General features: G+C 33.8%; 30 protein-coding genes and 1 other annotated feature. Of the genes, 7 read left to right on the top strand and 23 right to left on the bottom strand.

The annotated features are described in order from the left end of the window. Positions 1 to 21: 21 nt before the first annotated feature. From AB1K81_RS02820 to AB1K81_RS02810, 3 genes are all read right to left on the bottom strand, one after another. On the bottom strand, positions 22 to 1,041 hold the full coding sequence (locus AB1K81_RS02820) for a CobW family GTP-binding protein (protein WP_412975134.1): 1,020 nt from the start codon (positions 1,039 to 1,041) through the stop codon (positions 22 to 24). Between the two features lie 114 nt (positions 1,042 to 1,155). Further along, positions 1,156 to 2,142 carry a ZinT family metal-binding protein gene (locus tag AB1K81_RS02815; protein ID WP_412975133.1) on the bottom strand — a complete coding sequence of 329 codons (987 nt, stop codon included), beginning with the start codon at positions 2,140 to 2,142 and terminating at the stop codon, positions 1,156 to 1,158. Between the two features lie 304 nt (positions 2,143 to 2,446). Next, positions 2,447 to 2,860 carry a carboxymuconolactone decarboxylase family protein gene (locus AB1K81_RS02810; protein ID WP_412975132.1) on the bottom strand — a complete coding sequence of 138 codons (414 nt, stop codon included), beginning with the start codon at positions 2,858 to 2,860 and terminating at the stop codon, positions 2,447 to 2,449. 122 nt (positions 2,861 to 2,982) lie between these two features. Between AB1K81_RS02810 and AB1K81_RS02805 the strand changes: the two genes are divergently transcribed. Beyond that, positions 2,983 to 3,417 (top strand): Lrp/AsnC family transcriptional regulator, encoded by a 435-nt coding sequence (locus tag AB1K81_RS02805; protein ID WP_412975131.1) that lies wholly within the window; start codon positions 2,983 to 2,985, stop codon positions 3,415 to 3,417. A gap of 85 nt (positions 3,418 to 3,502) precedes the next feature. Here the strand turns inward: AB1K81_RS02805 and trhA are convergent, their stop codons facing one another. Both trhA and argS read right to left on the bottom strand, forming a co-directional pair. Beyond that, on the bottom strand, positions 3,503 to 4,141 hold the full coding sequence (trhA, locus tag AB1K81_RS02800; protein ID WP_412975130.1) for a PAQR family membrane homeostasis protein TrhA: 639 nt from the start codon (positions 4,139 to 4,141) through the stop codon (positions 3,503 to 3,505). Positions 4,142 to 4,260: 119 nt separating this feature from the next. Beyond that, entirely contained in the window at positions 4,261 to 5,943 is a 1,683-nt protein-coding gene (gene argS / locus AB1K81_RS02795) for an arginine--tRNA ligase (RefSeq protein ID WP_412975129.1), read from the bottom strand. Positions 5,944 to 5,984: 41 nt separating this feature from the next. Beyond that, positions 5,985 to 6,211: a binding site (T-box leader), on the bottom strand. A 137-nt stretch (positions 6,212 to 6,348) separates the two neighbouring features. Here argS and AB1K81_RS02790 point away from each other — a divergent pair. After that, positions 6,349 to 6,552: a hypothetical protein gene (locus AB1K81_RS02790; protein ID WP_412975128.1), complete on the top strand. Its 204-nt coding sequence runs from the start codon at positions 6,349 to 6,351 to the stop codon at positions 6,550 to 6,552. Between the two features lies 1 nt (position 6,553). Here AB1K81_RS02790 and AB1K81_RS02785 read toward each other — a convergent pair whose 3' ends face one another. Further along, positions 6,554 to 7,030 carry a hypothetical protein gene (locus tag AB1K81_RS02785; RefSeq protein WP_412975127.1) on the bottom strand — a complete coding sequence of 159 codons (477 nt, stop codon included), beginning with the start codon at positions 7,028 to 7,030 and terminating at the stop codon, positions 6,554 to 6,556. Between the two features lie 304 nt (positions 7,031 to 7,334). Here AB1K81_RS02785 and AB1K81_RS02780 point away from each other — a divergent pair, with 304 nt between their 5' ends. After that, positions 7,335 to 7,925 carry a cell wall hydrolase gene (locus AB1K81_RS02780; RefSeq protein WP_412975126.1) on the top strand — a complete coding sequence of 197 codons (591 nt, stop codon included), beginning with the start codon at positions 7,335 to 7,337 and terminating at the stop codon, positions 7,923 to 7,925. A 66-nt stretch (positions 7,926 to 7,991) separates the two neighbouring features. Here the strand turns inward: AB1K81_RS02780 and AB1K81_RS02775 are convergent, their stop codons facing one another. From AB1K81_RS02775 to AB1K81_RS02755, 5 genes are all read right to left on the bottom strand, one after another. Further along, positions 7,992 to 8,348 (bottom strand): VOC family protein, encoded by a 357-nt coding sequence (locus AB1K81_RS02775; protein WP_412975125.1) that lies wholly within the window; start codon positions 8,346 to 8,348, stop codon positions 7,992 to 7,994. A 10-nt stretch (positions 8,349 to 8,358) separates the two neighbouring features. Continuing rightward, positions 8,359 to 9,309, bottom strand: coding sequence for a sigma-70 family RNA polymerase sigma factor (locus AB1K81_RS02770; protein ID WP_412975124.1), 951 nt, complete (start codon positions 9,307 to 9,309; stop codon positions 8,359 to 8,361). A 182-nt stretch (positions 9,310 to 9,491) separates the two neighbouring features. Beyond that, complete coding sequence (locus AB1K81_RS02765) at positions 9,492 to 9,803, bottom strand: DMT family transporter (protein WP_412975123.1); 312 nt, start codon at positions 9,801 to 9,803, stop codon at positions 9,492 to 9,494. Next, positions 9,803 to 10,144, bottom strand: coding sequence for a DMT family transporter (locus tag AB1K81_RS02760; protein WP_412975122.1), 342 nt, complete (start codon positions 10,142 to 10,144; stop codon positions 9,803 to 9,805). The genes AB1K81_RS02765 and AB1K81_RS02760 overlap by 1 nt, the downstream gene beginning before the upstream one ends. 158 nt (positions 10,145 to 10,302) lie before the next feature. Next, the gene (locus AB1K81_RS02755; protein ID WP_412975121.1) at positions 10,303 to 10,881 is read right to left on the bottom strand and encodes a TetR/AcrR family transcriptional regulator; all 579 of its coding nucleotides are present in this window, start codon (positions 10,879 to 10,881) and stop codon (positions 10,303 to 10,305) included. Between the two features lie 222 nt (positions 10,882 to 11,103). Here AB1K81_RS02755 and AB1K81_RS02750 point away from each other — a divergent pair, with 222 nt between their 5' ends. Next, positions 11,104 to 11,571 carry a CBO0543 family protein gene (locus tag AB1K81_RS02750; protein ID WP_412975120.1) on the top strand — a complete coding sequence of 156 codons (468 nt, stop codon included), beginning with the start codon at positions 11,104 to 11,106 and terminating at the stop codon, positions 11,569 to 11,571. A gap of 308 nt (positions 11,572 to 11,879) precedes the next feature. Here AB1K81_RS02750 and AB1K81_RS02745 read toward each other — a convergent pair whose 3' ends face one another. Then, entirely contained in the window at positions 11,880 to 12,305 is a 426-nt protein-coding gene (locus tag AB1K81_RS02745; protein WP_412975119.1) for an OsmC family protein, read from the bottom strand. 143 nt (positions 12,306 to 12,448) lie between these two features. Between AB1K81_RS02745 and AB1K81_RS02740 the strand changes: the two genes are divergently transcribed. The 3 genes from AB1K81_RS02740 (at position 12,449) to helD (ending at position 16,136) form a co-directional block, all read left to right on the top strand. Then, entirely contained in the window at positions 12,449 to 13,234 is a 786-nt protein-coding gene (locus AB1K81_RS02740) for a nucleotidyltransferase domain-containing protein (RefSeq protein ID WP_412975118.1), read from the top strand. 81 nt (positions 13,235 to 13,315) lie between these two features. Further along, positions 13,316 to 13,693 (top strand): SLAP domain-containing protein, encoded by a 378-nt coding sequence (locus AB1K81_RS02735; protein ID WP_412975117.1) that lies wholly within the window; start codon positions 13,316 to 13,318, stop codon positions 13,691 to 13,693. 169 nt (positions 13,694 to 13,862) lie between these two features. Further along, on the top strand, positions 13,863 to 16,136 hold the full coding sequence (helD, locus tag AB1K81_RS02730; RefSeq protein WP_412975116.1) for an RNA polymerase recycling motor HelD: 2,274 nt from the start codon (positions 13,863 to 13,865) through the stop codon (positions 16,134 to 16,136). A gap of 50 nt (positions 16,137 to 16,186) precedes the next feature. Here the strand turns inward: helD and AB1K81_RS02725 are convergent, their stop codons facing one another. The 11 genes from AB1K81_RS02725 to AB1K81_RS02675 all read right to left on the bottom strand — a co-directional run bounded on the left by AB1K81_RS02725 (position 16,187) and on the right by AB1K81_RS02675 (position 24,133). Next, complete coding sequence (locus AB1K81_RS02725) at positions 16,187 to 17,050, bottom strand: AraC family transcriptional regulator (protein WP_412975115.1); 864 nt, start codon at positions 17,048 to 17,050, stop codon at positions 16,187 to 16,189. A 70-nt stretch (positions 17,051 to 17,120) separates the two neighbouring features. Then, positions 17,121 to 17,861 (bottom strand): YkgJ family cysteine cluster protein, encoded by a 741-nt coding sequence (locus tag AB1K81_RS02720; protein ID WP_412975114.1) that lies wholly within the window; start codon positions 17,859 to 17,861, stop codon positions 17,121 to 17,123. A 115-nt stretch (positions 17,862 to 17,976) separates the two neighbouring features. Then, positions 17,977 to 18,633 carry a ribonuclease H family protein gene (locus AB1K81_RS02715; RefSeq protein WP_412975113.1) on the bottom strand — a complete coding sequence of 219 codons (657 nt, stop codon included), beginning with the start codon at positions 18,631 to 18,633 and terminating at the stop codon, positions 17,977 to 17,979. 116 nt (positions 18,634 to 18,749) lie between these two features. Then, entirely contained in the window at positions 18,750 to 19,922 is a 1,173-nt protein-coding gene (locus AB1K81_RS02710) for a hydroxymethylglutaryl-CoA synthase (RefSeq protein WP_412975112.1), read from the bottom strand. Positions 19,923 to 20,049: 127 nt separating this feature from the next. Next, on the bottom strand, positions 20,050 to 20,223 hold the full coding sequence (locus AB1K81_RS02705; protein WP_412975111.1) for a hypothetical protein: 174 nt from the start codon (positions 20,221 to 20,223) through the stop codon (positions 20,050 to 20,052). Between the two features lie 64 nt (positions 20,224 to 20,287). Beyond that, positions 20,288 to 20,578 (bottom strand): HesB/YadR/YfhF family protein, encoded by a 291-nt coding sequence (locus tag AB1K81_RS02700; protein ID WP_412975110.1) that lies wholly within the window; start codon positions 20,576 to 20,578, stop codon positions 20,288 to 20,290. Between the two features lie 164 nt (positions 20,579 to 20,742). Continuing rightward, positions 20,743 to 21,144, bottom strand: coding sequence for a VOC family protein (locus AB1K81_RS02695; protein ID WP_412975109.1), 402 nt, complete (start codon positions 21,142 to 21,144; stop codon positions 20,743 to 20,745). A gap of 13 nt (positions 21,145 to 21,157) precedes the next feature. Then, positions 21,158 to 22,150, bottom strand: a complete 993-nt coding sequence (locus tag AB1K81_RS02690; RefSeq protein ID WP_412975108.1) for a hypothetical protein — start codon at positions 22,148 to 22,150, stop codon at positions 21,158 to 21,160. Positions 22,151 to 22,169: 19 nt separating this feature from the next. After that, positions 22,170 to 22,904 carry an RNA polymerase sigma factor gene (locus AB1K81_RS02685; protein WP_412975107.1) on the bottom strand — a complete coding sequence of 245 codons (735 nt, stop codon included), beginning with the start codon at positions 22,902 to 22,904 and terminating at the stop codon, positions 22,170 to 22,172. Between the two features lie 134 nt (positions 22,905 to 23,038). Further along, on the bottom strand, positions 23,039 to 23,527 hold the full coding sequence (locus AB1K81_RS02680; RefSeq protein ID WP_412975106.1) for a GNAT family N-acetyltransferase: 489 nt from the start codon (positions 23,525 to 23,527) through the stop codon (positions 23,039 to 23,041). Positions 23,528 to 23,548: 21 nt separating this feature from the next. Beyond that, positions 23,549 to 24,133, bottom strand: a complete 585-nt coding sequence (locus AB1K81_RS02675) for a GNAT family N-acetyltransferase (protein WP_412975105.1) — start codon at positions 24,131 to 24,133, stop codon at positions 23,549 to 23,551. Positions 24,134 to 24,345 lie beyond the last annotated feature (212 nt).

Genomic DNA, 24,345 nt, shown 5'->3' with positions numbered 1-24,345 from the left:
ATAAAGCGTAATCATTACGATTTAATCTTTAAAAAAATATCCTTCTAATTGAAGGTTGAAATCTTGATCCATACAATATCGGAATCCCTTTTTTAGCTCTTCCTCATTTAAATTCATCCCAATAAAAACGAGTTCGCTTTTTCTTGGTTCATTTTCCTTCCATCTTCTATCTTCTGTACTTGCAAATAGCATATGAACTCCTTGAAACACAACACGGCGATCTACATCTTTTACATGTAAGATCCCTTTATAACGATATAGTGACTCTCCTTTTATTTGGACAAGGTAAGAAAACCAGTTATTTACCCGATCCAATATTAAGGGCTTGTCTGATTTCAAAACAAAAGAATTCATATGATCATGATGATGGTGATAATGGGTTTCTGTAAGTAAGTCCGGCTGAATCTTTACCTTTTCACTTAATTGGAATGAATTTATGCCTATTAATTTATTCATGGGTACTTCACTATTGGTCACACTTATAATCTCAGCAGTTGCATTCATCTGTTTAATCCGAAGTTCTAAATCCTTTAACTCCTCAGGAGACACTAAATCTAGCTTATTCATAATAATCAAGTCGGCAAAGGCGATTTGCTCTTGGGCTATTTCTTGCTCTAGGTGAAGGGGCAAATGTTTCGAATCTACTACGGTACAAACACTGTCAATTTCAAACCAAAAGGACATTATCTCATCCATTAGAAAGGTTTGTATAACAGGAGCTGGATTTGCAAGTCCAGTTGTTTCTATAATTACTCGACTTAGTTGAATCTCTTTTTTAGCCAATTTAACAATTAAATTTTTAAGTACCTCAATTAAATCTGCCCGGACATTACAACAAATACATCCTTTGTTAATCTCTATAATTTCTTCATTTGTCCTGAATACCAGTTCAGAGTCAATTCCGGTCTCACCGAATTCATTAATAATTACTGCTGCATGTCTATTTCTAGCGTCTCTTAATAACCGATTTAGTAGCGTTGTTTTTCCAGAACCTAAAAACCCTGTTAGTATGGTGACTGGAATTTTATGTTGACGTAACATATAGCACCTTCTTCTTATATTGGTAATATAGAGAAATAAGTAGAATTAAAATTTAACTCAAGAGGTGACAGTTCCACTTGAGTTAAGTGTATATCAATCAAATAACCAATCATTTTAATGGGCAAGCATTTCTGTCACAATACCTTCTCCATCTAACTCAGATGGGTAATATGTCGGCCAGTTTTCGACTTCTTCCAATAATGCTTGTCTATCATCTCCCCAATAAAGATGAAAATGATGGGCATCTGTCGGATAAATACTATGGTCACTGAATTGAATGTACGTCGGAACACCCGCTACTCCATCATCGTGTTTAAAGATATAACGTACACCTCTATTACCTGCTTCATACTCTAAGATTTCATATCCATCGTATGTAAACTCACCAGAATATCTTTTACCATTTTCATAGAAAGTTACCATATTATCTTTAATTACGATACGATCAACTTCTGTTTGATAACCTATATCATAGTATTCTTTATATTCTTCTGCTGTTTTACTATCATTTTCTCCTGCTTTATGGGCAAATACTTCATCCAAAGTACCATCTAATAAATATGGATATACAGACTGCCAATCACCTTCCCAATCTGATAATGGACGATCTTGAATTTGACCATCTTCAAAATATCCAGCATAGCTTTTCTGTGCTTCCTCATCATGACCATGTCCATGATGGTCGTCTATCGTAATGGTTACGGAATCCGATTCTGCCAAGACATCATGATTTTCACTATAAAGAACTGCTTTAAGCTGTATACCATCAGTCATAGCAACTCCGTCATAGTTTTTGGTAGCTTGATCCTCAACTATTTCCCACTCATTAGAACCTGGTTCTAATGTATACCAGTGCCAATGTGGATGTTCAACTTCTTTATTTGATATAGCGGTTAATTGAATTGCGCTACCAGTATGGTAATGGTCATCTAACCCTTCAATCGTTACATTAATATCCTCTGCATCTTCCTTCGGTGCTTGAGATCCTACTTCTTCCATTGAATTTACTGGGTCGTTTTCAGTTGACATAGATTCTTGACATCCCACTAGTAATAAAATTAACACTAGCATACCTAACCATCTTCTAAATGATCTTTTCATAACAAAACACCCTTCCATAAATCGTAATCATTACGATTTACACATTACACAATATATTTATAGTCGTCAAGTATTTTATTTATACATAATAGGAAACAATTTTAAATCTAAGGAAGTAGCTGGTAAATTAAATAAATGATGGAGTGAATTGAAATTATCCAGAGGTAGTGGGAAGTATTAAAAGAATTAACTAGTTTACCTGTTTAAAAATAATAGCTTTCCTCAAAACGATTTTTTATTTAATCGAAGGAAAGCTATTATTGAATATAAACTTTAGGTACCTTTTATTACAACTGATTGTAAACTATTTAATATCTAACTTCATCAAAGCACCATAATATTGCTGACAAGTAGTAAAACAGATAAAAGCACATAGCTCACTAATTTCCTCTTCTGAAAAGGTTTCATATAATAGACTAAAAACATTATCAGGAATATCACCTTTTTCTGTTTTTAAAAACACCTCCGCAAATCCTACTGCAATCGAAGTTTTTTCATCGAAAAGGTTAGGATCTGGTTTACCTTTAGCTTTACAATACATGCAACCATTCCCCTGTGCCAAGCTTCTCCTCACCTGTTCTTTTAATGTAGCAGATAAATATCCATCACACTCTAATTCGTTCCCTAGCTCCGACCAAGCTTCCATAATTTTTTTATGATGTCCTAACAATTGTTGAAATGGTGTTTCCCCATATTTAGACAGTTGTATTCTTGCCATTTTCTAATCCCTCCTCTAATATTAAATATATCTGTTAGAAATATTATTTAACATTCCATTTTTAAATAATTTAATTGAAATAATTAATATTTATAACTAGGATAAGGAGGAAATCCTTAAAAATGAAAATTGATAACATTGATAAAAAAATTATTCAAGAACTATCTCAGAATAGCCGTTTATCTATGCGAGAACTTGGTAAACGTGTTAACCTATCCTCTCCATCAGTTACAGAACGAGTAAAACAGATGGAGTCATTCGGGATAATTAAACAATATACCGTAGAACTGGATTATGAAAAGATTGGTTTTCCTATTCAATGTATAATAGAAGCAACAATTAAAAATGGGAATTATAAACAATTTATAAATAAAATTGAACATCTCCCAAATGTTGATTTTTGTTATCGAATAGCAGGAAATGCTTGTTATATGCTAAAGTTACAATTTAGAAGTTTCTCTGAAGCAGAGGACTTTATTAACGACATCAATCCCATTGCTACAACAGTTACTCATTTTATTTTCTCTGAAGTTGAAACAACATTTAAAATAGAATAGATTGTAATTTTGGTGGGTGATTAGAGTTCAAAGTAAAAAAGAGTTAGGAGCCATCCTAACTCTAACAAAAATTCACACCAAAAAATTACAAAAGGTACAAAAGAACACAAAAGAAATGACAAATGGTTCCTGCAAGCACAAAAAGGTGCCACACCATATGATGATATTTAAACGCTCTCCACATATAGAATATCGTACCAATAGTATAGCAAAGCCCGCCAATAACAAGGAGTACTACCCCATTGTACGCTATATTTTCCACAATTCTATTCCAACCTATTACTACCATCCAACCCATTAATAAATATAATATTGTGGAAGTAAATAGAAATTTTTTAACAAAGTATGCCTTAAATACGATACCTGCTAGTGCTAGTCCCCAAATAATTCCAAACAATGTCCAACCTAGAGCACCTTTCATAACAATAAGGGTAAACGGCGTATAGGTTCCCGCAATAAACAAATAAATAGAAGAATGATCAAATATTTCGAAAAGATCTTTTGCTTTACCCTGTGGTAGTGCATGCACTAATGTTGAAGATGTATACAAAATTACCATCGATGCACCAAAGATAGTAAAGCTAACTACGTGTAAGGCTGTTCCATTAAATGCCGCAAATACAATAAGTAATACTAATCCAGCAATACTTAATATTACTCCAATTCCATGTGTTATTGCATTTGCAATTTCTTCCCCTTTTGAAAAGGTATGTGTTTCTGCCAATCTAATCATCCTTTACTTCATCTGATTAATTAACATTAAATCAGTATTACTAAATTGATTAAATTTAATAACTGTGATCACATCAAAAACTGTTAATCTTTATTCATTATATCATGAGATTACATTTCCTCTGGTGCTTGAATTCCTAATAAACGTAATCCTTCTTTTAGAACAGTTTTAACCGATAAGACTAGAGAAAGTCGTTCTACCTTATGTGCTTCATCTAAAATCTTAACAGAAGCATAATATTTATTAAATGCCTTAGACAAATCCAAGAGGAACTTCGCAATCTGTGATGGATCATACTCCTCCAATGCTTTCGTAATAGTTTGTGGGAAATTTATTAATATCTTTATTATTGGCCATGCTTCTTGATCAGCAAATTTAACTTTATCTACCTCACTTAGTGTAAAGCACCCTTTTCTCAATAAAGACGAAGCACGTGCATGAGTATATTGTACGTATGGACCAGTCTCCCCTTCAAAACGAAGCATAGCTTCTAATGAAAACTCAATGTCATTTAAGCGGTAGTTCTTTAAATCATGAAATACTATAGCCCCTACTCCGACCTGTTTTGCTATTTCCTCTTTATTTTCTAATCTTGGATTTTTTTCCTCAATATTATTTAGGGCTAATCGAATTGCTTCTTGAATGACCTCTTCTAATAAAATTACTTTCCCCTTACGAGTAGACATTTTCTTTCCATCTTTTAAAATCATTCCAAATGGAACATGCACCATTCCTTTTTGCCATTCAAATCCCATTTTTTCTAGTACTTGAAATAACTGTTTAAAATGAAGAGTCTGTTCATTCCCAACCACATAAAGAGACTTTGTAAATTGATAATTTTCCCTGCGATATATTGCTGCTGCTAAATCACGTGTAGTGTATAAAGTCGTTCCATCTTGTTTGGTTATTAAACTAGGTGGAAAACCTTCTAATTCGACTACTTGTGCACCATCTGATTCAATTAATAATTTCTTATCCTTTAAAATTTCCACTATCTTATCCATCTTATCATTATAAAAAGCTTCCCCATCATATGAATCAAACGAAATTCCTAACAGATCATATATTTTCCTAAACTCCTTTAACGACTCATCACGGAACCATATCCACAAATGAGTAGCTTCATCATCCCCATCCTCAAGGTTCTTAAACGCTCTTCGTCCTAATTCATTTAACCTAGGGTCATACTCTGCTTCCTCATGGAACTTCACATATAAAGTGAGGAGCTCTCTAATCGGACTTTCTTTAACCTTTTTCTCACTACCCCATTTCTGATAAGCGACAATAAGTTTCCCAAATTGCGTTCCCCAATCTCCAAGATGATTAATACGAACAACTTGATAACCATTCTTTTCAGCGACTAAGGCTAGAGCATTTCCTATAACCGTAGAACGTAAATGTCCCATTGAAAAAGGCTTCGCAATGTTAGGAGAGGAAAAATCAATGGTTATGGTTTGATCTTTCCCATTGGTTGCATCACCAAAAAGCTCTCTCTTGTTCATAACCTCATTTATTGTCTGCGATGCCACTGTTTTTTTGTCTAAAAACACATTAACATAACTACCAACTGCTTCTACTTTTTCAAATAAGGTAGAAGCGATTTCTCCAGCCAATTCCTTTGCAATAACCTGAGGCGATTTACGATAATACTTAGCTAACTCAAAACAAGGAAACGCAAAATCTCCTAGGGAATCATGTTTTGGTATTTCAATCATCATCATAATCTTTTCGTACGGAATTGTTTCTTCGATAAACTCAGTCAATACATTGGCAAACTCTTTTTTATACTCCATCTTTTCTTCCTCCATTAAAAAAGCTCCCGCCTCTTCATTCTAAAAGAGGCGAGAGCTATTATGATCCCGCGGTACCACTCCATTTGTTTTTAAAACATCCTTAGAAACCACTCGATATTGTTAACGAGGATCTCCCCGGCTTTCCCTACTTCTACTTCAAGAAAGCATCTCCAAAGTCCGCTTCATTGCTTGCTCGTGCACTAGGCTCCCACCATATCCCAGCTCGCTTAGCCTTACAAACAACTACTCTCTTTTTCATCGATCATCATATTTTGAATTTATATTATTGTAGCAGAATCATTGGTGCCTGTCACTACCCAAATTTAATGGAATTGCAATTTTTAAAATATAGTAATTTCCAACTATCCCTTGTATAATTAAATCAAATATTAAAGGAGTGATAACATGAGTAAGTCTAAAGCGTTAAAACAACGTGAAAAATTAATTCGCGAAGGAAGATTAAATCCAGAAATTAATCGTAGTCCTTATGCACAATTAGATTTAAGAACAAGAAAAACAAAAACGAAAAAAGATTACGAATACCGTATTAAACATAAGAACCGAAACCCTAAACAATGGGAAAATGGTTCTTTTTATTTTGCTATATGATTTACAAAAGAATGTGAAGAATTACAAATAAAAATAACGTCATTCCTATATATAAATGAATAAATCGCAGACGTACTGTAGGTTTGAATAAACGTAACCAACCAGTAAATACTTGGATAGCCAATGTAAATAATGCGATTAACCCTACTACCATTTTTTTGTTTTGGAAGGAAAATCCATAATGGTATATGATTATTAGTGCATGGATAAGTATTACGATAAATGCAATATTTCCAGTCCACCGATGGATCGTAACCACTTTCTTTGAAAATCGCGCTAATCTAATCTTCGTTTTTCTACTAGAAACATTCCGAATCGTTTCAAATACAGCATTTCTTGTCCAATTGTATAAAATAAATAAAGCCCCCATAACGCCTAACCATATATGTACCTGTACAAAAGGAAAAGCATTATGCCCTATGACCTTCCATAAAACAATTATGAGGAATATAAAATTTATAAAGAACCATTTACTCATGATGGAGATATCCTTTCAATAACGTTTAAAATCACCCTTATTAGCATATCAGATTTTATGAAGCGTAACATGCTCTTACCGTAACAATCCTGAAACAACTGTAACCTTCCCCCCTTAAAATGGGTGCATTACCACTATTTTGAAGGATTGCTGGGTTTAGCAAAAAATTCCACTTATATAAAGAGCCCTTGTCCAATCTATCATTCTATTATATGTCGCTGCATTACCATTTTTTACTACTGATAAACTATGTTACATCTAGTAACCTCTTAATTGTAGCCAAAACAATTAGGAGGTTTACAACATGAAAAAATTAAAAAAATCGCTAGTAACTTTAATATTAACTGTTTCCATAATTACTTTACCAACTGTGGGTGGTGCAGCTCCATATACAGTTCAACATGGTGACACGTTCTGGTCAATTGCTCAAAAATACGGCACTACAGTAGCTAATCTACAAATAGCTAACAGTCGTACTGGTAGTCTACTATTAGCTGGTGAATCTATTAAAGTTCCAGATAACATTTCGCAAGCTGATAAACAACTAATGGCAAAACTCGTTTCTGCAGAAGCAAAAGGTGAACCATATGCCGGGAAAGTTGCTGTTGCGACGGTCATTTTGAATCGTGTTGACCATAAAGAGTTTCCGAATACCATTAAAGAAGTGATTTATGAACGTTCAGCTGGTGGATATTATGCATTTACTCCTGTTCAAAACGGACAGATTAATGGTAGTTACACGCAAGAAGACATGAAAGCTGTTAATGAAGCAATTGCTTTCCGTGGACAAGGAAGAGGCTCTATCTATTTTTATAACCCTAAAACTTCATCAAGCAGTTGGATAACTACACGTGAAGAAACGGTAACAATAGGGAATCATCGTTTTGCAAAATAATAAAGAACCAGGTATTATGCGACTTTTCTAACTCACATATACCTGGTTTTAACATTAATTAGTCATTTATTGGCAAACCATAAGCATATTTCCGTCTAGATCCTTAAATACGAAGTAATGACCATGCTCAATACCTGTTACTAACTCCACCCCATTTTCTTTCAAATATAGATATGAAGCATGAATATCACTTGTTGTGAATTGTACGTAAGGAGCTGAGAATGGAATAAATTCACCTACTTCATTTCTCCAAGCCGGCATTTCATCAAGAACTACTCCTGTTCCTTCCATATCTAATATGCATAAATGTCCATGTATTATTTCCCCTTCTTTACCGAGATTTTTAGAATACCATTCTTTTGCTTTATAAACATCTTTTACTGGAATAAATACCGTATTGACTTTATTTTGTATTAAGGTCATTCTTTTCCTCCTATTTTTTATCCCATCCTATAGGAAATTTATCAAGTTGTGGTGCCATTTTTAATTCCTTTGCCGCAGCAACGATAAATTCTTTTCTAAAATAATAACTTCGATGATACACAATCTTCCCATTTTCTACTTCTTGATATTGGATATCATGAATTAATGGTCCCATTCTGCTATCAACTACTTTTACAATAACTAACTTGCCCCACAAGAAATGTTCCTCAGCTTTATATGGTGGTAATCCATGTTGCATGGAGCCTTTACGCATAGAATCCTTAGAGAATTCTTGAAATCCTAAAGATGCCTCATGATATAATTGGTCACTAACTAATTCAAATAGTGCATTTAAATCCCCATTGTTTAACGCTTTAATATAGGTTTGAATAACCGGATTTTGATTCTTTGCTTCCTCTTCACTTGATCCACTATCTATTAATGAAAAATCTTCTTTCTTTAATCTAGTCTCCATTCGTCTAAGAGTGGAATAAATAGCTCCTTGTGTTGTCTTAACAATACCAGCCACCTCTTCCGCCTTAAACTGAAATACTTTTACGAGTAGAAATACAGCAACTTGTCTAGGTGTAAAAAGATTAACTAAATGAATTAAAGCATCTTCTGTTTCGAGGCTATCGGTGAACTCTTCACTTGGTCCTTCGATTTCTTCTAATGTTCCGATAATACGCTTTTCCCTCCGGCAATGATCAATCCAAGTATTAGTTGCTATCCTATATAAATAGGATTTAGGATTTTCTGGTTGCCACACTTGATAAAATCCACCAAAAGCTTTGATTAATGTTTCTTGAAATAAATCCTCACCATCCCATGGTGAACCAGTTAAATAACGGCAATAATTCCATAGGTCTTCTCTAAACATTACAATAAGTTCACTAAACTCATCCCTTAACTCCCTTGATTTTTCTGTAAATTGTAATGTCTTTTGTTCTAGTGAAGACATTTTATCCCCCCTTTTTCTCTTATTTTTACAACGAATACAGTAGATAAAATTATACTAGCAAAACTATATTTTTTTATGATACCTATTTATTACTTTCACATATCCCATTTTTTCCTGCAAAAAAGATGCCTGTCACATCCCATATTCATTAATGAACACGGGACATGACAGGCACCCTTTCTTTAAACGACCTTCAAGCCCATAACACCTATGATAATTGCTAGTAAGCTCACCATGCGGATTAAGCTTTTAGATTCCCCAAAAAACAACATATTCATAAGTACTACTCCACCTGTACCAACACCAGTCCACGTAGCATAAGCAATACTTGTGGGAAGATAATCAAAGGAAGCATATATAAAAGCAAAGGAAAGTCCAAGTCCACCAGCATATAAAAGTGCATTTGTAATATTTCTTTTTTTACTAAATCGATTTAATCCCCACACCCCAACTAACTCATTAGCAGCAGCTAAAATGATATAAATCCATCCCATTATTCTAACACCTCCTTCGAATCCTTTTTATCGTCTGATAATTTCAACCCTACTACTCCAGCAATAATTAGTAGAATGAAGAACACTTTTAATATATTTATTTGTTCATCAAAAATAAATATATCCATTAAAAATGTGCCAACAGTCCCAAATCCAGCAAAGATTGCATACACAGTGCCCGTCGGTAATCCTTCACAGGCCTTAGCCAAAAAATGTAAATCTAATAAAATAAATGCTACAATCAATGCCCAATGCCACCAAGCAGATGCTGTATTAAAACCGTAAATCCAAACTAATTCAGATAAACTCGTTAAACCAACATATATCCAAGACTTATTCATCCTAACACTCTCCATCATTCCGTGACTGACATTCAGTCATTTTTTCTTTAAAAGAAAATTCCCTTCTAACTTAAAGGAAATAATCTATAAGACTTCAAAATTAATTCATTTGACATCTACGAACTGATAACATCTTGGCATGATTATTAAAAATATTATTATATCTTTACCCCTAATCCATACATCGAAAACTCCCAAACTTCTTTTTTCTTTATGGCTTCCATATCCTTATCTCCATGAGAATAGAGGAATGTTTGCTCTGCAGCTGATTCTATTAGATCGATGAGCAATACTGCTGTTTGGTCAGGATCTAAATTTTGACGGAGCGTTCCTGCCTCTTTCGCATCCCCTAAAAATTTACTCATCCAAGAGTAATATTGAGAATATAGAGCTTCCCATTCTTGTAAATAATCAGTAGAAGCTAGCCCAGCATAGACTAATGCGAATATTTGACGGTATTCCTTTGTAACGGAAAAGGCAACATCAATTACATCTTTCATCTGTTCGGAGAAAGGATCGTTTTTGTTTACCTTTTTAATAATCTCACTTAATGTCTTCTCAACCATGACTTCTGCAATTGAAGGTACAACTGATAGCTTGGAAGAAAAATAGATATAAAAGGTTCCTTGGGCAATACCAGCCTTTTTCACAATATCCGAGACTTTTGTTTTTTCTAATCCTTTTTCTGTAAAAACATCCATTGCTGCATGTATAATTCGCTCTTTTTTATTATCCATTGACTTCCTCCACAAAAATGACTGATTGTCATTCATTATACAGTAATATTCTAAAAAGTCAATATGAATAGCCATATATAGGCAAGTAAACCGTTTGACAAACATGTCGAAAGTTATCAGAAGTAAGAAGAATTCTTGAAATTAAGACTATAGGAAGTCTTTTGCATAACTACGCTGTTTTAACTCACAATAAAAAGTAACTTCAAAGTAGGAGTTGCCGAAATGATATTTTTAGTATCATCTATATTAATTACTTTAGCAGTTTTTATCATGATGCCGAAGAACTTAACTTATGTAGAAATTTATACTACATCTCTATTTGCAATAGTTTTTCAATTACTTACAGATATACATTTAGAATTCAAATATAATTTATACGGTTACTTCGAAGAAGGAGTGGACTATAAAACCCTTTTAGTAATATTTTTTATTTATCCTTTATTTAGTTCTATATATCTTAATCACTTTCCATATCATAGAAAAAAACTAATAAAATTGTTATATATTATAGCTTGGACAATATTTTCACTCTGTTTCGAATATTCATCTGTTCTTACAGGTGTATTTTATTATAACAACTGGAAATTAGGCTATTCTGCATTAATTTATCCTATTGTCTATTTAATGATTTATGGAAATTTAATTTTTATAAGGAAGCTTTTTTCATTAAATAAAAATACAGACATCTAATGATAAAAAGAGGCTGGGACAATATTATTTTAGTCAAACGAATAACCGCATATAGTGCACCTACCACGCACTGGAAATATACTTACGGTTACTTCCAGTACAAGTGCGATATCAGCTCGAAGGTACCTCGGCTGCCTTGCGCCGAGGAAGTCTGCTGCGTAGCATTACTTGGAGACTAGAGGGGCATCACCGGGGTCTCACCAATGCCTTTCCACCCCGCTTGCGACTCCGTGTATATTTCCGGTGCTGATAAGGTCTATTATTCGGCTTTACATCTGTACTATTTTTGTTATGCCCTAACCTCTATTTTAAATCGTAGTATTCCCTTGAACACCATTAATAGAATAGCTAACCGTAATCTCAGCACTTAAAGAATGAGAAACAGAACAATATTTATCTTTTGATAACTCTATCGCTCTTACTACTTTATCCTCTGGAAGTTCACCTTCTAAAGCATAATGGATATTAACTTTCGTAAACTTTTTCGGGTGATCATCTGCACGATCTCCTGTAACATCCATTTCAAAAGAAGTAGGATTTAGTCGCATTTTCGTTAAAATAGATATAATGTCAATCCCCGTACAGCCAGCTACAGCACTTAACAGTAGCTCAGTAGGTCTAGCACCAGTATTCTCTCCACCTACTTCTTCAGAGGCATCCATTTTTATTTCATGACCAGATGGAGCAAATCCCGTAAATGACATCTTGTTATTCCATTTTATGTTCATTTCCATTATAATTCCTCCTTGTTTCTTCTAACTTAGTTTGCCTAGATTACATCATATTTACAACTATTTTGCTTACACTAATTTAGTAATTAAATTGTACATAGAAAGTTTTCAGAAGATTAATTGAAAAACTAAGGGGTTATTTATGAATGATTGAAAATATTATAACTATGCTCAAGAAAATAGAGAAAGAATATCATGTCAAAATTCTATTTGCATGTGAAGCCGGAAGCCGTGCATGGGGACTTGATTCGGACGAGAGTGACTATGACGTCCGTTTCATTTATGTCCATCCAACAGAATACTACTTAAGTATTGACCCTGTTGGAATAGGAAAAAAGCGAGATGTAATTGAACTAAAAAATCAATCAACTTTAGAAGTAAGTGGGTGGGAACTAACAAAATCATTAAGGCTGTTTCGTAATTCTAACCCGTCTTTATTAGAATGGCTGCACTCTCCAATTTGTTACTTTCAAGCCAATTCCACTATCGATCATTTGAAAGAATTATTACCATTAGCATTTGATGAAAAAACCTGTGTTCTTCATTATCTAAGTATGGCAAAATCAAACTACTATAAAGCTGATAAAGAAAATACTATAAACATAAAAACACTTATAAATATATTAAGACCATTATTAATTGCAAAATGGATAATAATGTATAGAAAGTTTCCATCAATGAATTTAGAAAAACTAGTTGATCACTTCATTATAATTTCAGATTTAAGAAACGACATACTTCAGCTTATATATTATAAAAAAAGTGGAAAAAGAAACTTCCCCTTTGAATATAACATATTGCAATATGCCCTAAGTGAAATAAATCATTTACAAAATAGCCTACCTTTCCCAGAAAGAAGTACAATAGAGATAACTCATCAACTGGACCAAATTTTTCATCAAACATTAAGAAATGTAAACCACTCTTTTTAAAAAACTGTTATTCTTTTCAACTAGTTCATATTCAATTAAGATAGTTACATGTATTAAGCATAAATGAGGAGAATAAATAATATGCAGAAACTACAGTACGAATCAGCCTGGGACAAAACAATTTCACCTAAAGACCGAACATTAGTGGAAGAAACTTTTAAACATTCAACATTAAATGGAGAACCTATTCAATTTACACCTTTAAGATTTGATTGGAATTATAAAAACGAATTACTCGTCCTAGTAATCGTCCATAATACTACTAATGAAGATTTCACCTTTAACCAAACTAAATTATCGCTGAAAGATCATGAGGTAACTTTAGCTGAACATATTTTTTCTACCCCAAACTTAAATGTTGAAGCAAAAACGAGTATGCCTTGGACTTTTATTTTCCCTGTTGGAAGTTATGTAAAAGATCAAGAAGTAAAGAAAGGAATATTAGAAATTACAAAGTAAAATAAAAAACGTTCTCTAAAGAAAACGTTGCTTAACCGATAAGTATATGGTAGACTATAAAAGTGTTTACTGTTTTTAGATTTCAATAAAATATTTACCCAATTATATTATAGCACCTTTGGTTTCGGGAGTCAACAAAAAAGAAAAATTATGAAACGGGGTTGATTTAATGAGTCACGACGAGGAATTACAAAAGGAGCAAAAACGGGTAGACGAAGTCGTTCAAGAAATCAACATAAAGCAGGAAAAACTCTATGCTAAATCAGGTGGTCTGAAAGAAAGCATTGTAGATTTACGAAAAAACTTTTGGGAAGATGTAACAGTTAATTTAGACGAACCAGATGATGTAATTGAAACACAAGCAAGCATAAAGCAACAAGCTGAATTATTAGCTGAACGGGAAAGGTCCCATGGTAGTATTGGAAAAGAATTAAACACGTTAGACAGGTTAAAGGATTCCCCCTACTTTGGAAGAATTGACTTTAAAGAACATCCTGAAAATGAACTTGAATCCATTTACATTGGTATTGCATCTTTAATGGATCGGAACGATGAAGAATTTCTTATCTACGATTGGCGAGCACCTATCTCTAGTTTATATTATGACTTTTCACCTGGAGAAGCGTTTTATGAGACAATGGATGAAACTGTTTCCGGTGAAATATCATTAAAACGGCAGTTCATTATAAGACAAAGCAAAATTAAAGGAATGTTTGATACTGGAGTAACCATCGGTGATAGCCTCCTTCAAGCTGCACTTGGTAATAATGCGAATACGACGATGAAAAGTATCGTTGCTACTATTCAAAAAGAACAAAATAAAATTATTCGTAATGAACATAGTAAATTACTTGTCGTACAAGGTGTTGCTGGAAGTGGTAAAACTTCAGCTGTTCTTCAACGGATTGCATATTTGTTATATCGTTTTAGAGAAAGTTTACATTCAGAGAATCTATTATTATTCTCTCCTAACCCACTATTCTCTAGTTACATCGCAAATGTACTGCCTGAATTAGGGGAAACAAATATTAGTCAGACTACTTTCTTGGACTTTTTAAAAGACGGAATAGAAGACGATATTACGATAGAATCACCGTTTGAACAAATGGAATTTATATTAACGAACAAAGATGAAAAAGAATTATCAACTAGGGAGCTTAATATGAAGCTCAAATCTAATATCCACTATAAAACCATATTGGACGAATATCTATCTTACCTAACCAAGAAAGGAATTCAGTTCCGTAATATTACGTTTCGTGATTCTGTATTAATTTCAAAGGAACAAATCTCGGATTATTTCTATTCGCTTGAGGAAACTATAGCTTTCCCTAATAAGATGGTGTTAGTAGCAAAATGGCTATTAAATGAGATTAACGTTCACCAGCATAATGAAAAATCAAAAGATTGGGTGTTAGCGCAGGTCGAATTATTAGATAAAGAAACATATCTTCAAGCTTACTATGAGAATCAACGAGTTGATGAAGAAGATTTTAGTTTAGAAGAAGATATATTACGTGGAATTGTAGTGAAAAAGCAATTTTCTAATATTAAGAAGCTTATAAAACAGTTTGCATTTGTCAATACATTAGCGACATATCGCGGGCTGTTTACTAATTGGGCTTCCGATAACCTCCCAGATAACTGGGATAAAATTAGCGAGTTAACACTTAATTACTTAACAAATAAATTTTTAACTTGGGAAGAGGCAACCCCTTATCGATACTTTAGAGGGAAATTGTTAGGGGATGAAGAAAAAAGGGCAATCCGTCATTTATTTATTGACGAGGCGCAAGACTATTCTGCTTTCCAATATGCTTATCTAAAAGAGATCTTCCCTTATACAAGAATGACTCTTCTAGGTGATATTAATCAGGCGATTTACGCGTATGCTTCAACTGAAAATCCTTTAATTCCAGATTTTATCGACGGAGAATACGAGCGTATAGTTCTTACGAAAAGCTACCGTTCCACTAAGCAAATTGTTGAGTTTACAAAACATTTTGCACCAAGTGGTGATATGATTGAACCATTTGAAAGAGATGGTGAGCCACCAACCGTAATAGAGCAAAAAGGTGAGATTTCTGATGAGTTAATTCAACTTATTCAAGACTTAAAAAATAAAGATTTCGAGACGATTGCATTAATTTGTAAAACATTAGAAGAAAGTAATACCATTTATTCGATGTTAAAAGATAGAATTTCTATAAGACAAATTAACGAAGATACGTATTCATTTGAAAAAGGAATAGTCGTATTACCTGTTTATTTAGCAAAAGGGATTGAATTTGATGCTGTTATTATTCCCGATGCTTCAAAAGAACATTATGATCAGGAATCGGATCGAACCTTGTTTTACACTGCTTGTACTCGTGCAATGCATTCGTTAACCATTCTAACAACTGAAAGACCATGTGTCTTTTTAGAAGAAGCATTAAATTAAAATGGGAATTGTCACCAAACAGCTTAAATGTTGGTGACAATTCCCTATTTTTATTTTTTCTTAATCGGTATCCATATTTCGCTGTAGTAATTTTCTGATGCCGGATCTCCGTTACTCAGGTAGACTTCCATCTCTGGTCCACCGGAATGCTCGTAGCCTGTTGAAGGAAACCACTCTGAAAATATTCGTTGCCACACTTTCGGCATTGCGTCAGGCATTGCTCCATGTACTGGAAAAATAGCCCATGTCGAACTAGGAATTTCGCTTTCCAACCAATCAGATGGTACTTCTTCGATATTCTTTTCTGCAGCTATAAGATAGGTTATGTTTTCTAGTTTTTGATCAAATTCAAGGCAAATTCCTAACAACCCTAATTCTCCACAATTTATAGCAAGTTCTGCAGTAAATCCATTCACATTAGATTCATCCCAAAATGTCGCAATAGTACGGTGGTTTTCTCCTCCAACTGTTGTTGTACTTATGCTTTTCCCGACAACTGTAAAAGCATCTTTTTCGACAATCTTATAATCCATCTCTACATCTCCCTTTAACTGAATTTGGAAAGAGAGCTTAGGGTAGGCTTTTAAGGAATGACTATTTTTTTTAGCTGCAGTAGGACTGATACCATGAATATTTCGAAAAGCTTTTGTAAAGGCTTCTGGACTTTCATATCCATACTTTAAGGCAATATCTATCACTCTAGCATCCTCATTTAGTAGTTCTTGTGCAGCTTTTGTAATTCGTCTATTTCGAATGTATTCGGTTACCGTATAACCAGTCAGCATACTAAACATACGTTGAAAGTGAAATTTAGACATGTAAGCTATTTTAGCAATTTCTTCCATATCCAATTCACCTTCAAGATTGTCTTCTATATACGCAATGCATTCGGTCATTCGTTGTAGTTTTTCCATTTTCCCTACTCCCTTTCTTATACTCAGTTTACCAAGGAGGAAAGTGTGATACCTGTCATTCCATGCTCACTTAAGACAGATTAGTTAATTCCTTCATCCAATTAACTAAATAATCATGCTTATATAAATCATCCGGATATTGTACAAACCCTGTATCCCCTTCTTCATATAAGAATTGCAGGAATTCATTTAACGCACCCATGTACTCAGAATATAAGAATTCAAAACTTATCGTTTCTTTCGGCATTAGATTCGTTTCACAAACATTCGGATTTGTATAATTCATATATGTTCTGCAAGGTATTGGACGAATTTCATAAGCCATACATTGATTCGTGTCTGTATTTAACATAGGGCACGGTGTAAGTGTTTTTCGATATTTCAACTTAAAGTCAGCATCATTTTCAAAATCTAATGAGACAACTTCTTCAATTTGGTCTTTGTATTTCTCATAATAATTAGTAAGGTGTGACTGAATTGCCTTTCGTCTCTCCTCAGGAAAATTAGCTATTGCTTGTTTCATAAATTTTGCTTCCATTTCATTAATAATAATTGGAAAATAACAACAGAAGGAACAACCTAATCTACATGTTGCAGTAAGTCCAACATACTCTTCCATACTCGTAATCTCAGAACTAACAACATCTAATAATTCTGTGAAACTATAGATAAGTTTATGTTCAACTCGGACATCCTGTTCTGCCCACTTTTCTACTATGGAATAAAATTTCTCTTCATCTATTTCATATTCATTCGTTAACTTTTCACATCTTTCTTGAATTTCTTCAAGGGATAAATATTGTATATTCATTGGTTATCTTCCTTTTACTCTACATTATGTTACCTAAACATTGTCAGCGATTGTGGTTCATTTGTAAACCGATATTTATAAAAAAAGTAACCGATTTAGGTTACTTTTTAAGCGACTATACTAATTCAGTATTACTCATTATCTCTGTTCCATTAATTGCTTGTGTTGCCAAATGGTCCGCTTCTCCGTTCTTTTTTCGGGGAACTAATTGATATTCAGGTGTAATTCCTAGTTGCTCTAGTTTTTTCTCAATTCGGTCAATCCAACGTAATAATTCTTCCTCATAGCATGGCCATTCATCCTTTAATTGATTGATCACACCTTGTGAATCTCCTGTAAAAGTCACCGGCAAATGATGTACACCTAGTAGTTCCAATTCTCCTATCGCAAAATGAAGTGCTGCATACTCAGCTTCTCCATTAGTATTCAATTCTTCAACTAATGCGTTTTTTCTAATCCTATATTGTTTTCCGTCTTGTTCATAATAAATAACACACCCTAGGCCAGATCGTTTCGTCTCCACATCAAAGCCTCCATCAAAAAAGACAACAACATTGTGTGGTTCGATATCAACACTTTCTACATATTTCTTTAATTCCTTAAACATCCAAGTAGTATCATGGTTATCATAGAATGTCATATGTTTTGCACGACCTATTTTCTCTAAATCTTCTGCTAAAAGAAGTGCTTTTTCAGGAGTCATTTCATCTGAAACAAAACTAGCCTCTGTTCCTTTAGGTGTTTTATACGTCATCTTAATTTTGATTTTCATAAAAATCATCCTCACCATTATGAACTAATATTATTTTTCACTGAAATGCATAACATCATACGATTTTAACTATATTAAAAGAACCCTGGTGGTATTTCCCCAGAGTTCTTCTTAACCTACCGTTTTTTATTCACATATTGCCTTTTATTATCCATAATTCCACTTAACACAATACTAGCTGGATCGCGATTAATATCTAATTCGATATCAGTTCCATCCGTTGGTAATGTTTCTTCAAAAATTTTCTCATATTCTTCAATTGAAACTTCTTTTCTTGCATTGAATAAACTTCTATGGCCATCAATGTTTAAGTATTGTTTAAAATTAGGTTGAAGCGTACCAGAGAAAAATTCCCCAACTGCTCCTGAACCATAGCTAAACATACCAATTCGATTACCCTCTTGTAGATCATCTTTATTTTCAAGTAAAGAGAGCAAGCTTAAGTATAATGATCCAGTATAAATATTTCCGACATTGCGATTATAAAGTGTACTTACTTGATAATTTTCTAATAAGCGTTCTTGAACATCTTCGGTTGCTTCATCTAACACGGTACGTAGCGCTTTTAGCCCCATCTTTGTATATGGAAGGTGATAACAGATTGCTTCCATATCCTTTAATTCTAGACCCGATTTTGCTTTAAATGCTTCCCAAACTTTATTAAAAAATAGAATATATTGTTCATTGGAAAACTTACCATCTACAAACGCCTTGTCCGAATAAATCGGTCGCCAAAAATCCATAATATCGTTGGTTAAGTATACGTTTGGGTTTTCTAGCACCATAATTTTAGGATTAGCACTAATTACCATCGCAACAGCTCCGGCACCTTGTGTAGACTCACCAGGAGTATTTAATCCATATCTAGCAATATCCGTACCTAATACTAATACTTTACTATCTGGATTTAATGCAATATGCCCCTTCGCCATTTGAATTCCAGCTGTTGCTCCGTAGCAAGCTTGTTTAACTTCTATCGCACGTGCATGAGGATTTAATCCTAATAACTGATGCACATATACTGCACCAGATTTTGAATGGTCAATTCCAGACTCTGAACCAAAAATAACAAAATCAATCTTTTCTCTATCTTCATCATCGATAATTTCTAAAGCAGCATTTGCAGCTAGTGTGACAGAATCCTGTGTAATTGGAGCAACTGCCATTTGGCTTTGACCAATCCCGATCGTAAATTTTGCGGGCTCTATATTCCGTGCCTCAGCTAATTTCTCCATATCTACATATATATGTGGTGTATAAAATCCGATTTTATCTATCCCAATTTTCATGTTCTATCTCCTTTAAAACCTTTTCTCACTCCTTATTATATCTGTTTGTGAATTATCACACAAATAAAACTTCTCTATATGTATAAATGGAGCTTGTTCTAATAGCCCGAACAAGCTCCATTTATAATTATCCATTATCTCTTTTACGTTTATTCTTTTTACCATTCACATTTAAAAATTCCGTGTCACTCGCAATTTCCACATCATGTTTTCCATTTCGTTCTGGTTCTGTATTATATTTAATTCCATGATTCTTCTGTCTTCCGGTATCTCGATTCTTATTTTTATTCTCTTCTGACATCATAATCCTCCTCATAACGTAATCAAGGATTATTATGTCCATGAAAGAATATCTTATTTCTTAGTTATTTTTTGGTGAACATATACTCCACTTCGTCTTCACCCATATCTACTTTCATATCAAATTCATCTAAAAACCAAGCATCTTTCTCACCGAAATAAAAGGTAATTCCATCCACTTCCTGTTTAACAGCAACTTCACCCTCTAAACCTACAGAAATTCCTAAAAAATAATTCGGATGTTCCGTTTTAATCCCACCATAGATCTTTAAAAAAAAGTGCACATAATCTCCTTGCTCCAATCCCATTTCATCTATATACCATTTCGCTGCGTCTTCTGTTATTTGTAACCCCATTGGTACACCCCACTCAACTTTTTTCTTATATATTCTATTCTACTATAGCTTAACTCAAAAGAAGGACTATATGACTTGAATGATTTGAAAAAAACATGACAAATTTGCTAGCATCACAAAAATAAGACCAACTCTTTCATGAGCGGTCTTATTATTTATATTCATTATTTCTTAAAGCTTGGACTTAATTCACTCCATACATCGAATAGATTATCATCAAGATCATAAAACACAAAGTTATATCCTGGGTGTCCACGGTCTTCTATTTCGCCAACTTTTACTTCCATTGCTCTTAAGAATGAGTGGAATTCTTTTAATTGTTCTAACCCATCTACTTCAAAGGTTAATGCAAAATGCTCTTTTTTATTTATATCTTGGAAGCTTATTCTCTCTCCAGCTATGGACTTTACAAGAAAAAAGCTTTGGTTAGCAAAATCTAAAATAGCTTTATCCTCATCACGGTAATTTTCCTTTGCACCTAGGACCGTTTGATACCAGTCAGATGCTATTTTCGGATTCTTTACCGGAATATACGTCGTACCTACTCTTTTAATAAAATTACTCATCTTTATTCTCCCCCTAATATATCCACTTCTCTGAATAGTACCCTTTCATCAAGTGAAGCATTTTTTCTAATAAAACTAATCCTTCCACTTCGGCTGCCTTAGCCTTTCTTAATAATTCAATAGCAGTTTGTTTATGTACTATTGGCTTTCCACCGTCAGGAAATGGAAATAATGAACTTAATTCATGAAAAGCTTCAGCGGATATTAAGTAGTGTTTACATGCTTTTTTTGCTAGTTCTCGAACATTGCGTTCAACTACATTTCCCCCGTCCCATTTAGTACTTAACTCTTCTAGAAACTTCACTGCAAATTGTCTTGCATCAGCGATTACATCTAGATTATAAGCATTCCCCAATGGATCGACGTTACCTCTTTCAAATACTTGTATCCAAGCATCAAAACCTTCTAATCCCATTACAAAATTCTCATTAAATATATGATTCCATTCTCTACCTCGGGCATGATCTACAATCATTTCTAATGCCATCCGGAGCATCTCATATTTAGAGTGTGCTAACTTTTCACTAATTGTTGTAATAAATAAAAACCCTTTTCTCTCTGTAAAATCCTCATATGCTATCGTTCCATCTTTGGAAGGATCTTTAGCGTAAAATTCTTGTTTCTCATCATCATAACCATAAATTAAACCAAATTCCGTTGTAAATAAATCATATGAGATTGCAGGTAGCCCCTTATCAATTGAATCTTGGATTAAACTGAATGTTTGTGCTAGCTTCTCTGGTGGTACAGGGGTCTCTGGTTCTGCAAGTGAACTTGTATATCCTAGATTACATAAATTTCTTCTTAATATATAGCCTCCTGGAAATGCGGTTGGACCTGCAGGATGAATTTTCTTTGGGTCTATATTCATTCGAAATGCATGTCCAGTTAGCCCCATAACATCCACTAAAGAAAGTTGATTACCTTCTAAGTAGCTTAAAGCCCCATAAATTGCCCCCGCTGCCGATGTTTTCGTTAATTTCCAATCTCTCTCTAGTAACTTCAAATAGCGATCCTCCGATTTATTAGAATTTAGGTGGAGTAGAAAGTATTTTCTTTCTATAGAGTCCATTTTCAGCACGTTTTAACGTGTATCCTCGAATAAAAATTCGTATCTGTTCTTTTCGAATCTTCCCTCTAGAACGGGATATCACATTATATATGTTTGCTGTTGAGGTATCAAAAAGTATTGCTAGTTCGCTAGGTGATATTGCTTCAAAAAAATAGGCCTCAAAAATTCTTTTCTCACGTTCATTTAAACAACGAATAAGTGTCTGAATACTATTTATCATTTCTAAGCGAATAATATGTTCCTCCGGTCCTTCTATTTTCGCTTTCTCAGAAGCTGAAAAGGAAAGGAATGATAATATTGCATCCAAATTTGTATAATCTATAGATTCTAATCCATTTACGCTTATCCCACTAACTGGTTGTTCATTTCGAAATGGACCGCCTCGGCGCATCTTCATATACGCTTCATTTCTTACTATTTGCCTTAGCCATGATTGAAACTTCTTCGCATCTAGTAAGGTACCTAGTTTTAAGAACGCTCGAATTAACGCATCTTGAACAATATCCTCCGCTAAATAGCCATCTTGTGTAACAGAATGCGCCCACCCATAGGCTTTTTGCCGATATTGTCTAACAAGTTCACTGAATGCATCCCGATCACCATCTCTAGCTCTTTCAACTAAAGTCTCAGTTGATTCGACCCGTTGTTTATAGTTAAGCTTTTCAACACCTTCTATGGAACCATTCATCTATGTCACTTCCTCTCACCTTTTACATAGATGCCAACTATGCACGATTTCTATCATTATAAGTGATAAAAATATATAAAAAGTTTTTTTAATAGCCGCGAATTGATTTACATTAACAGTATTCTCCATTCCAATTAAATATTTCTTTTCAATCTTACAGAAGTATATTCACCCGATTTTTCTTCATATTGATAATCAAATCCTTTTGCTTCATAAAACGGGATTGCTTTTTGGTTACCCTTTTGCACCGATACCCACTGTTCTTTTATACCCCACTCTTTTTGTTGCTCGGTAATTGCTCTTAATAATAAACTTCCCACACCTTCATTTCTTCTATTAGGATTTAAATACAAGACATATATTTCACCAGACGTATCATCGATCATTCCTCCGCCAGCTGCTCCTATAACTTCCCCACGATCAATTGCAACAAAATATCCTCCCCAGTCTTTTGAATCATGCATTACTTCTTGTAAAATTCTCTCAGGTTTATAAAATTCGTCAATAATGCTTTCTATGTAATGCTTCGAATAAAATTCACTATATGTAGCCCAGTTAGCATCAGTACACACCTTTACAATTCCATCTACGTGGGAAGGATTCGCCTTCTGTATCTGTATCATTGATATTTCTCCTTATTCTTCTTATAATAATTTCTCATAACAAACACACTCATGAACCCGTTTGAATTTTTGCTTTATTTGTTTTCTATCTTCACCTACATAATGGGCAAAGGTCTGAACTGGGTATAGCTCAGCAACATTACTTCTTATATGTCCATTTAGCTCTTTATTACCTTCTAGATATACATGTAAATAGGAATCAACCTGTTGAAACAAATTTTTCTCATACCAAGTATTGACCCCCTTATCGTCTCTAGTCCAAGCTTCTAATCGGTTAAGACTAAAATTTCTAGCTAACGCTTCACCTTTTGTTAGCAGCTTTGATGCAATTCCTTTTCTACGATAATCTGGATGAACAGCTATATGCCATATCATTCCACCTAGTCCTGTACCTCTGGAACAAACCGTCCTTTCCTGAACTTCATATTCGATATCTAATAGACCTACTATTTCTCCCCCCTCTACTGCTACTAATTCAATTGCAGGGTTTTCATATACTTCTTTCTCCTTTAATACATTGTCAAAATATGCCGTATCCAAGAAAGAAAGCACGCGACATCTTAACCAACCTTGTTCATCCGTTGGTTGATAATTTCTTATTTCCACTTAATAACCCCATTTCTAAATACAAACCATATATAGTAAAATAGTAGCAGAATTCAGATATTATTAAAATCTAAATTTATAAATACAAATATAAAGTATCGTTTTGTTCATTTTTTCACAATATCGTAACTACTGACTTATAACCAACTAATTGTTTAATGCTAAACTAAAAATATAGTTTACTACGTCTTTTCAAAGGAGATGTTATCCGT

The sequence above is a fragment of the Ornithinibacillus jepli genome (assembly GCF_047228935.1).
Lineage (GTDB): Bacteria > Bacillota > Bacilli > Bacillales > Amphibacillaceae > Ornithinibacillus.
Note: the sequence above shows the minus strand (reverse complement) of the source record. Positions and strands in the feature narration are given on the sequence as shown.

Coding starts and splice junctions, on each gene's coding strand:
- AB1K81_RS02775 (WP_412975125.1), bottom strand. CDS start 8,348: ATGACCTTAATACAAAATAAAGTCAATACGGTATTTATTCCAGTAAAA.
- AB1K81_RS02745 (WP_412975119.1), bottom strand. CDS start 12,305: ATGGAAATGAACATAAAATGGAATAACAAGATGTCATTTACGGGATTT.
- AB1K81_RS02720 (WP_412975114.1), bottom strand. CDS start 17,861: ATGAATATACAATATTTATCCCTTGAAGAAATTCAAGAAAGATGTGAA.
- AB1K81_RS02770 (WP_412975124.1), bottom strand. CDS start 9,309: ATGTCTTCACTAGAACAAAAGACATTACAATTTACAGAAAAATCAAGG.
- AB1K81_RS02755 (WP_412975121.1), bottom strand. CDS start 10,881: ATGGATAATAAAAAAGAGCGAATTATACATGCAGCAATGGATGTTTTT.
- AB1K81_RS02710 (WP_412975112.1), bottom strand. CDS start 19,922: ATGAAAATTGGGATAGATAAAATCGGATTTTATACACCACATATATAT.
- AB1K81_RS02725 (WP_412975115.1), bottom strand. CDS start 17,050: ATGGAAAAACTACAACGAATGACCGAATGCATTGCGTATATAGAAGAC.
- AB1K81_RS02715 (WP_412975113.1), bottom strand. CDS start 18,633: ATGAAAATCAAAATTAAGATGACGTATAAAACACCTAAAGGAACAGAG.
- AB1K81_RS02790 (WP_412975128.1), top strand. CDS start 6,349: ATGAGTAAGTCTAAAGCGTTAAAACAACGTGAAAAATTAATTCGCGAA.
- AB1K81_RS02750 (WP_412975120.1), top strand. CDS start 11,104: ATGATATTTTTAGTATCATCTATATTAATTACTTTAGCAGTTTTTATC.
- argS (WP_412975129.1), bottom strand. CDS start 5,943: ATGGAGTATAAAAAAGAGTTTGCCAATGTATTGACTGAGTTTATCGAA.
- AB1K81_RS02735 (WP_412975117.1), top strand. CDS start 13,316: ATGCAGAAACTACAGTACGAATCAGCCTGGGACAAAACAATTTCACCT.
- AB1K81_RS02810 (WP_412975132.1), bottom strand. CDS start 2,860: ATGGCAAGAATACAACTGTCTAAATATGGGGAAACACCATTTCAACAA.
- AB1K81_RS02740 (WP_412975118.1), top strand. CDS start 12,449: ATGATTGAAAATATTATAACTATGCTCAAGAAAATAGAGAAAGAATAT.
- AB1K81_RS02700 (WP_412975110.1), bottom strand. CDS start 20,578: ATGGGGTTACAAATAACAGAAGACGCAGCGAAATGGTATATAGATGAA.
- AB1K81_RS02815 (WP_412975133.1), bottom strand. CDS start 2,142: ATGAAAAGATCATTTAGAAGATGGTTAGGTATGCTAGTGTTAATTTTA.
- AB1K81_RS02820 (WP_412975134.1), bottom strand. CDS start 1,041: ATGTTACGTCAACATAAAATTCCAGTCACCATACTAACAGGGTTTTTA.
- AB1K81_RS02765 (WP_412975123.1), bottom strand. CDS start 9,803: ATGGGATGGATTTATATCATTTTAGCTGCTGCTAATGAGTTAGTTGGG.
- AB1K81_RS02680 (WP_412975106.1), bottom strand. CDS start 23,527: ATGATACAGATACAGAAGGCGAATCCTTCCCACGTAGATGGAATTGTA.
- AB1K81_RS02685 (WP_412975107.1), bottom strand. CDS start 22,904: ATGAATGGTTCCATAGAAGGTGTTGAAAAGCTTAACTATAAACAACGG.
- AB1K81_RS02805 (WP_412975131.1), top strand. CDS start 2,983: ATGAAAATTGATAACATTGATAAAAAAATTATTCAAGAACTATCTCAG.
- AB1K81_RS02695 (WP_412975109.1), bottom strand. CDS start 21,144: ATGAGTAATTTTATTAAAAGAGTAGGTACGACGTATATTCCGGTAAAG.
- AB1K81_RS02760 (WP_412975122.1), bottom strand. CDS start 10,144: ATGAATAAGTCTTGGATATATGTTGGTTTAACGAGTTTATCTGAATTA.
- AB1K81_RS02780 (WP_412975126.1), top strand. CDS start 7,335: ATGAAAAAATTAAAAAAATCGCTAGTAACTTTAATATTAACTGTTTCC.
- AB1K81_RS02705 (WP_412975111.1), bottom strand. CDS start 20,223: ATGTCAGAAGAGAATAAAAATAAGAATCGAGATACCGGAAGACAGAAG.
- AB1K81_RS02785 (WP_412975127.1), bottom strand. CDS start 7,030: ATGAGTAAATGGTTCTTTATAAATTTTATATTCCTCATAATTGTTTTA.
- helD (WP_412975116.1), top strand. CDS start 13,863: ATGAGTCACGACGAGGAATTACAAAAGGAGCAAAAACGGGTAGACGAA.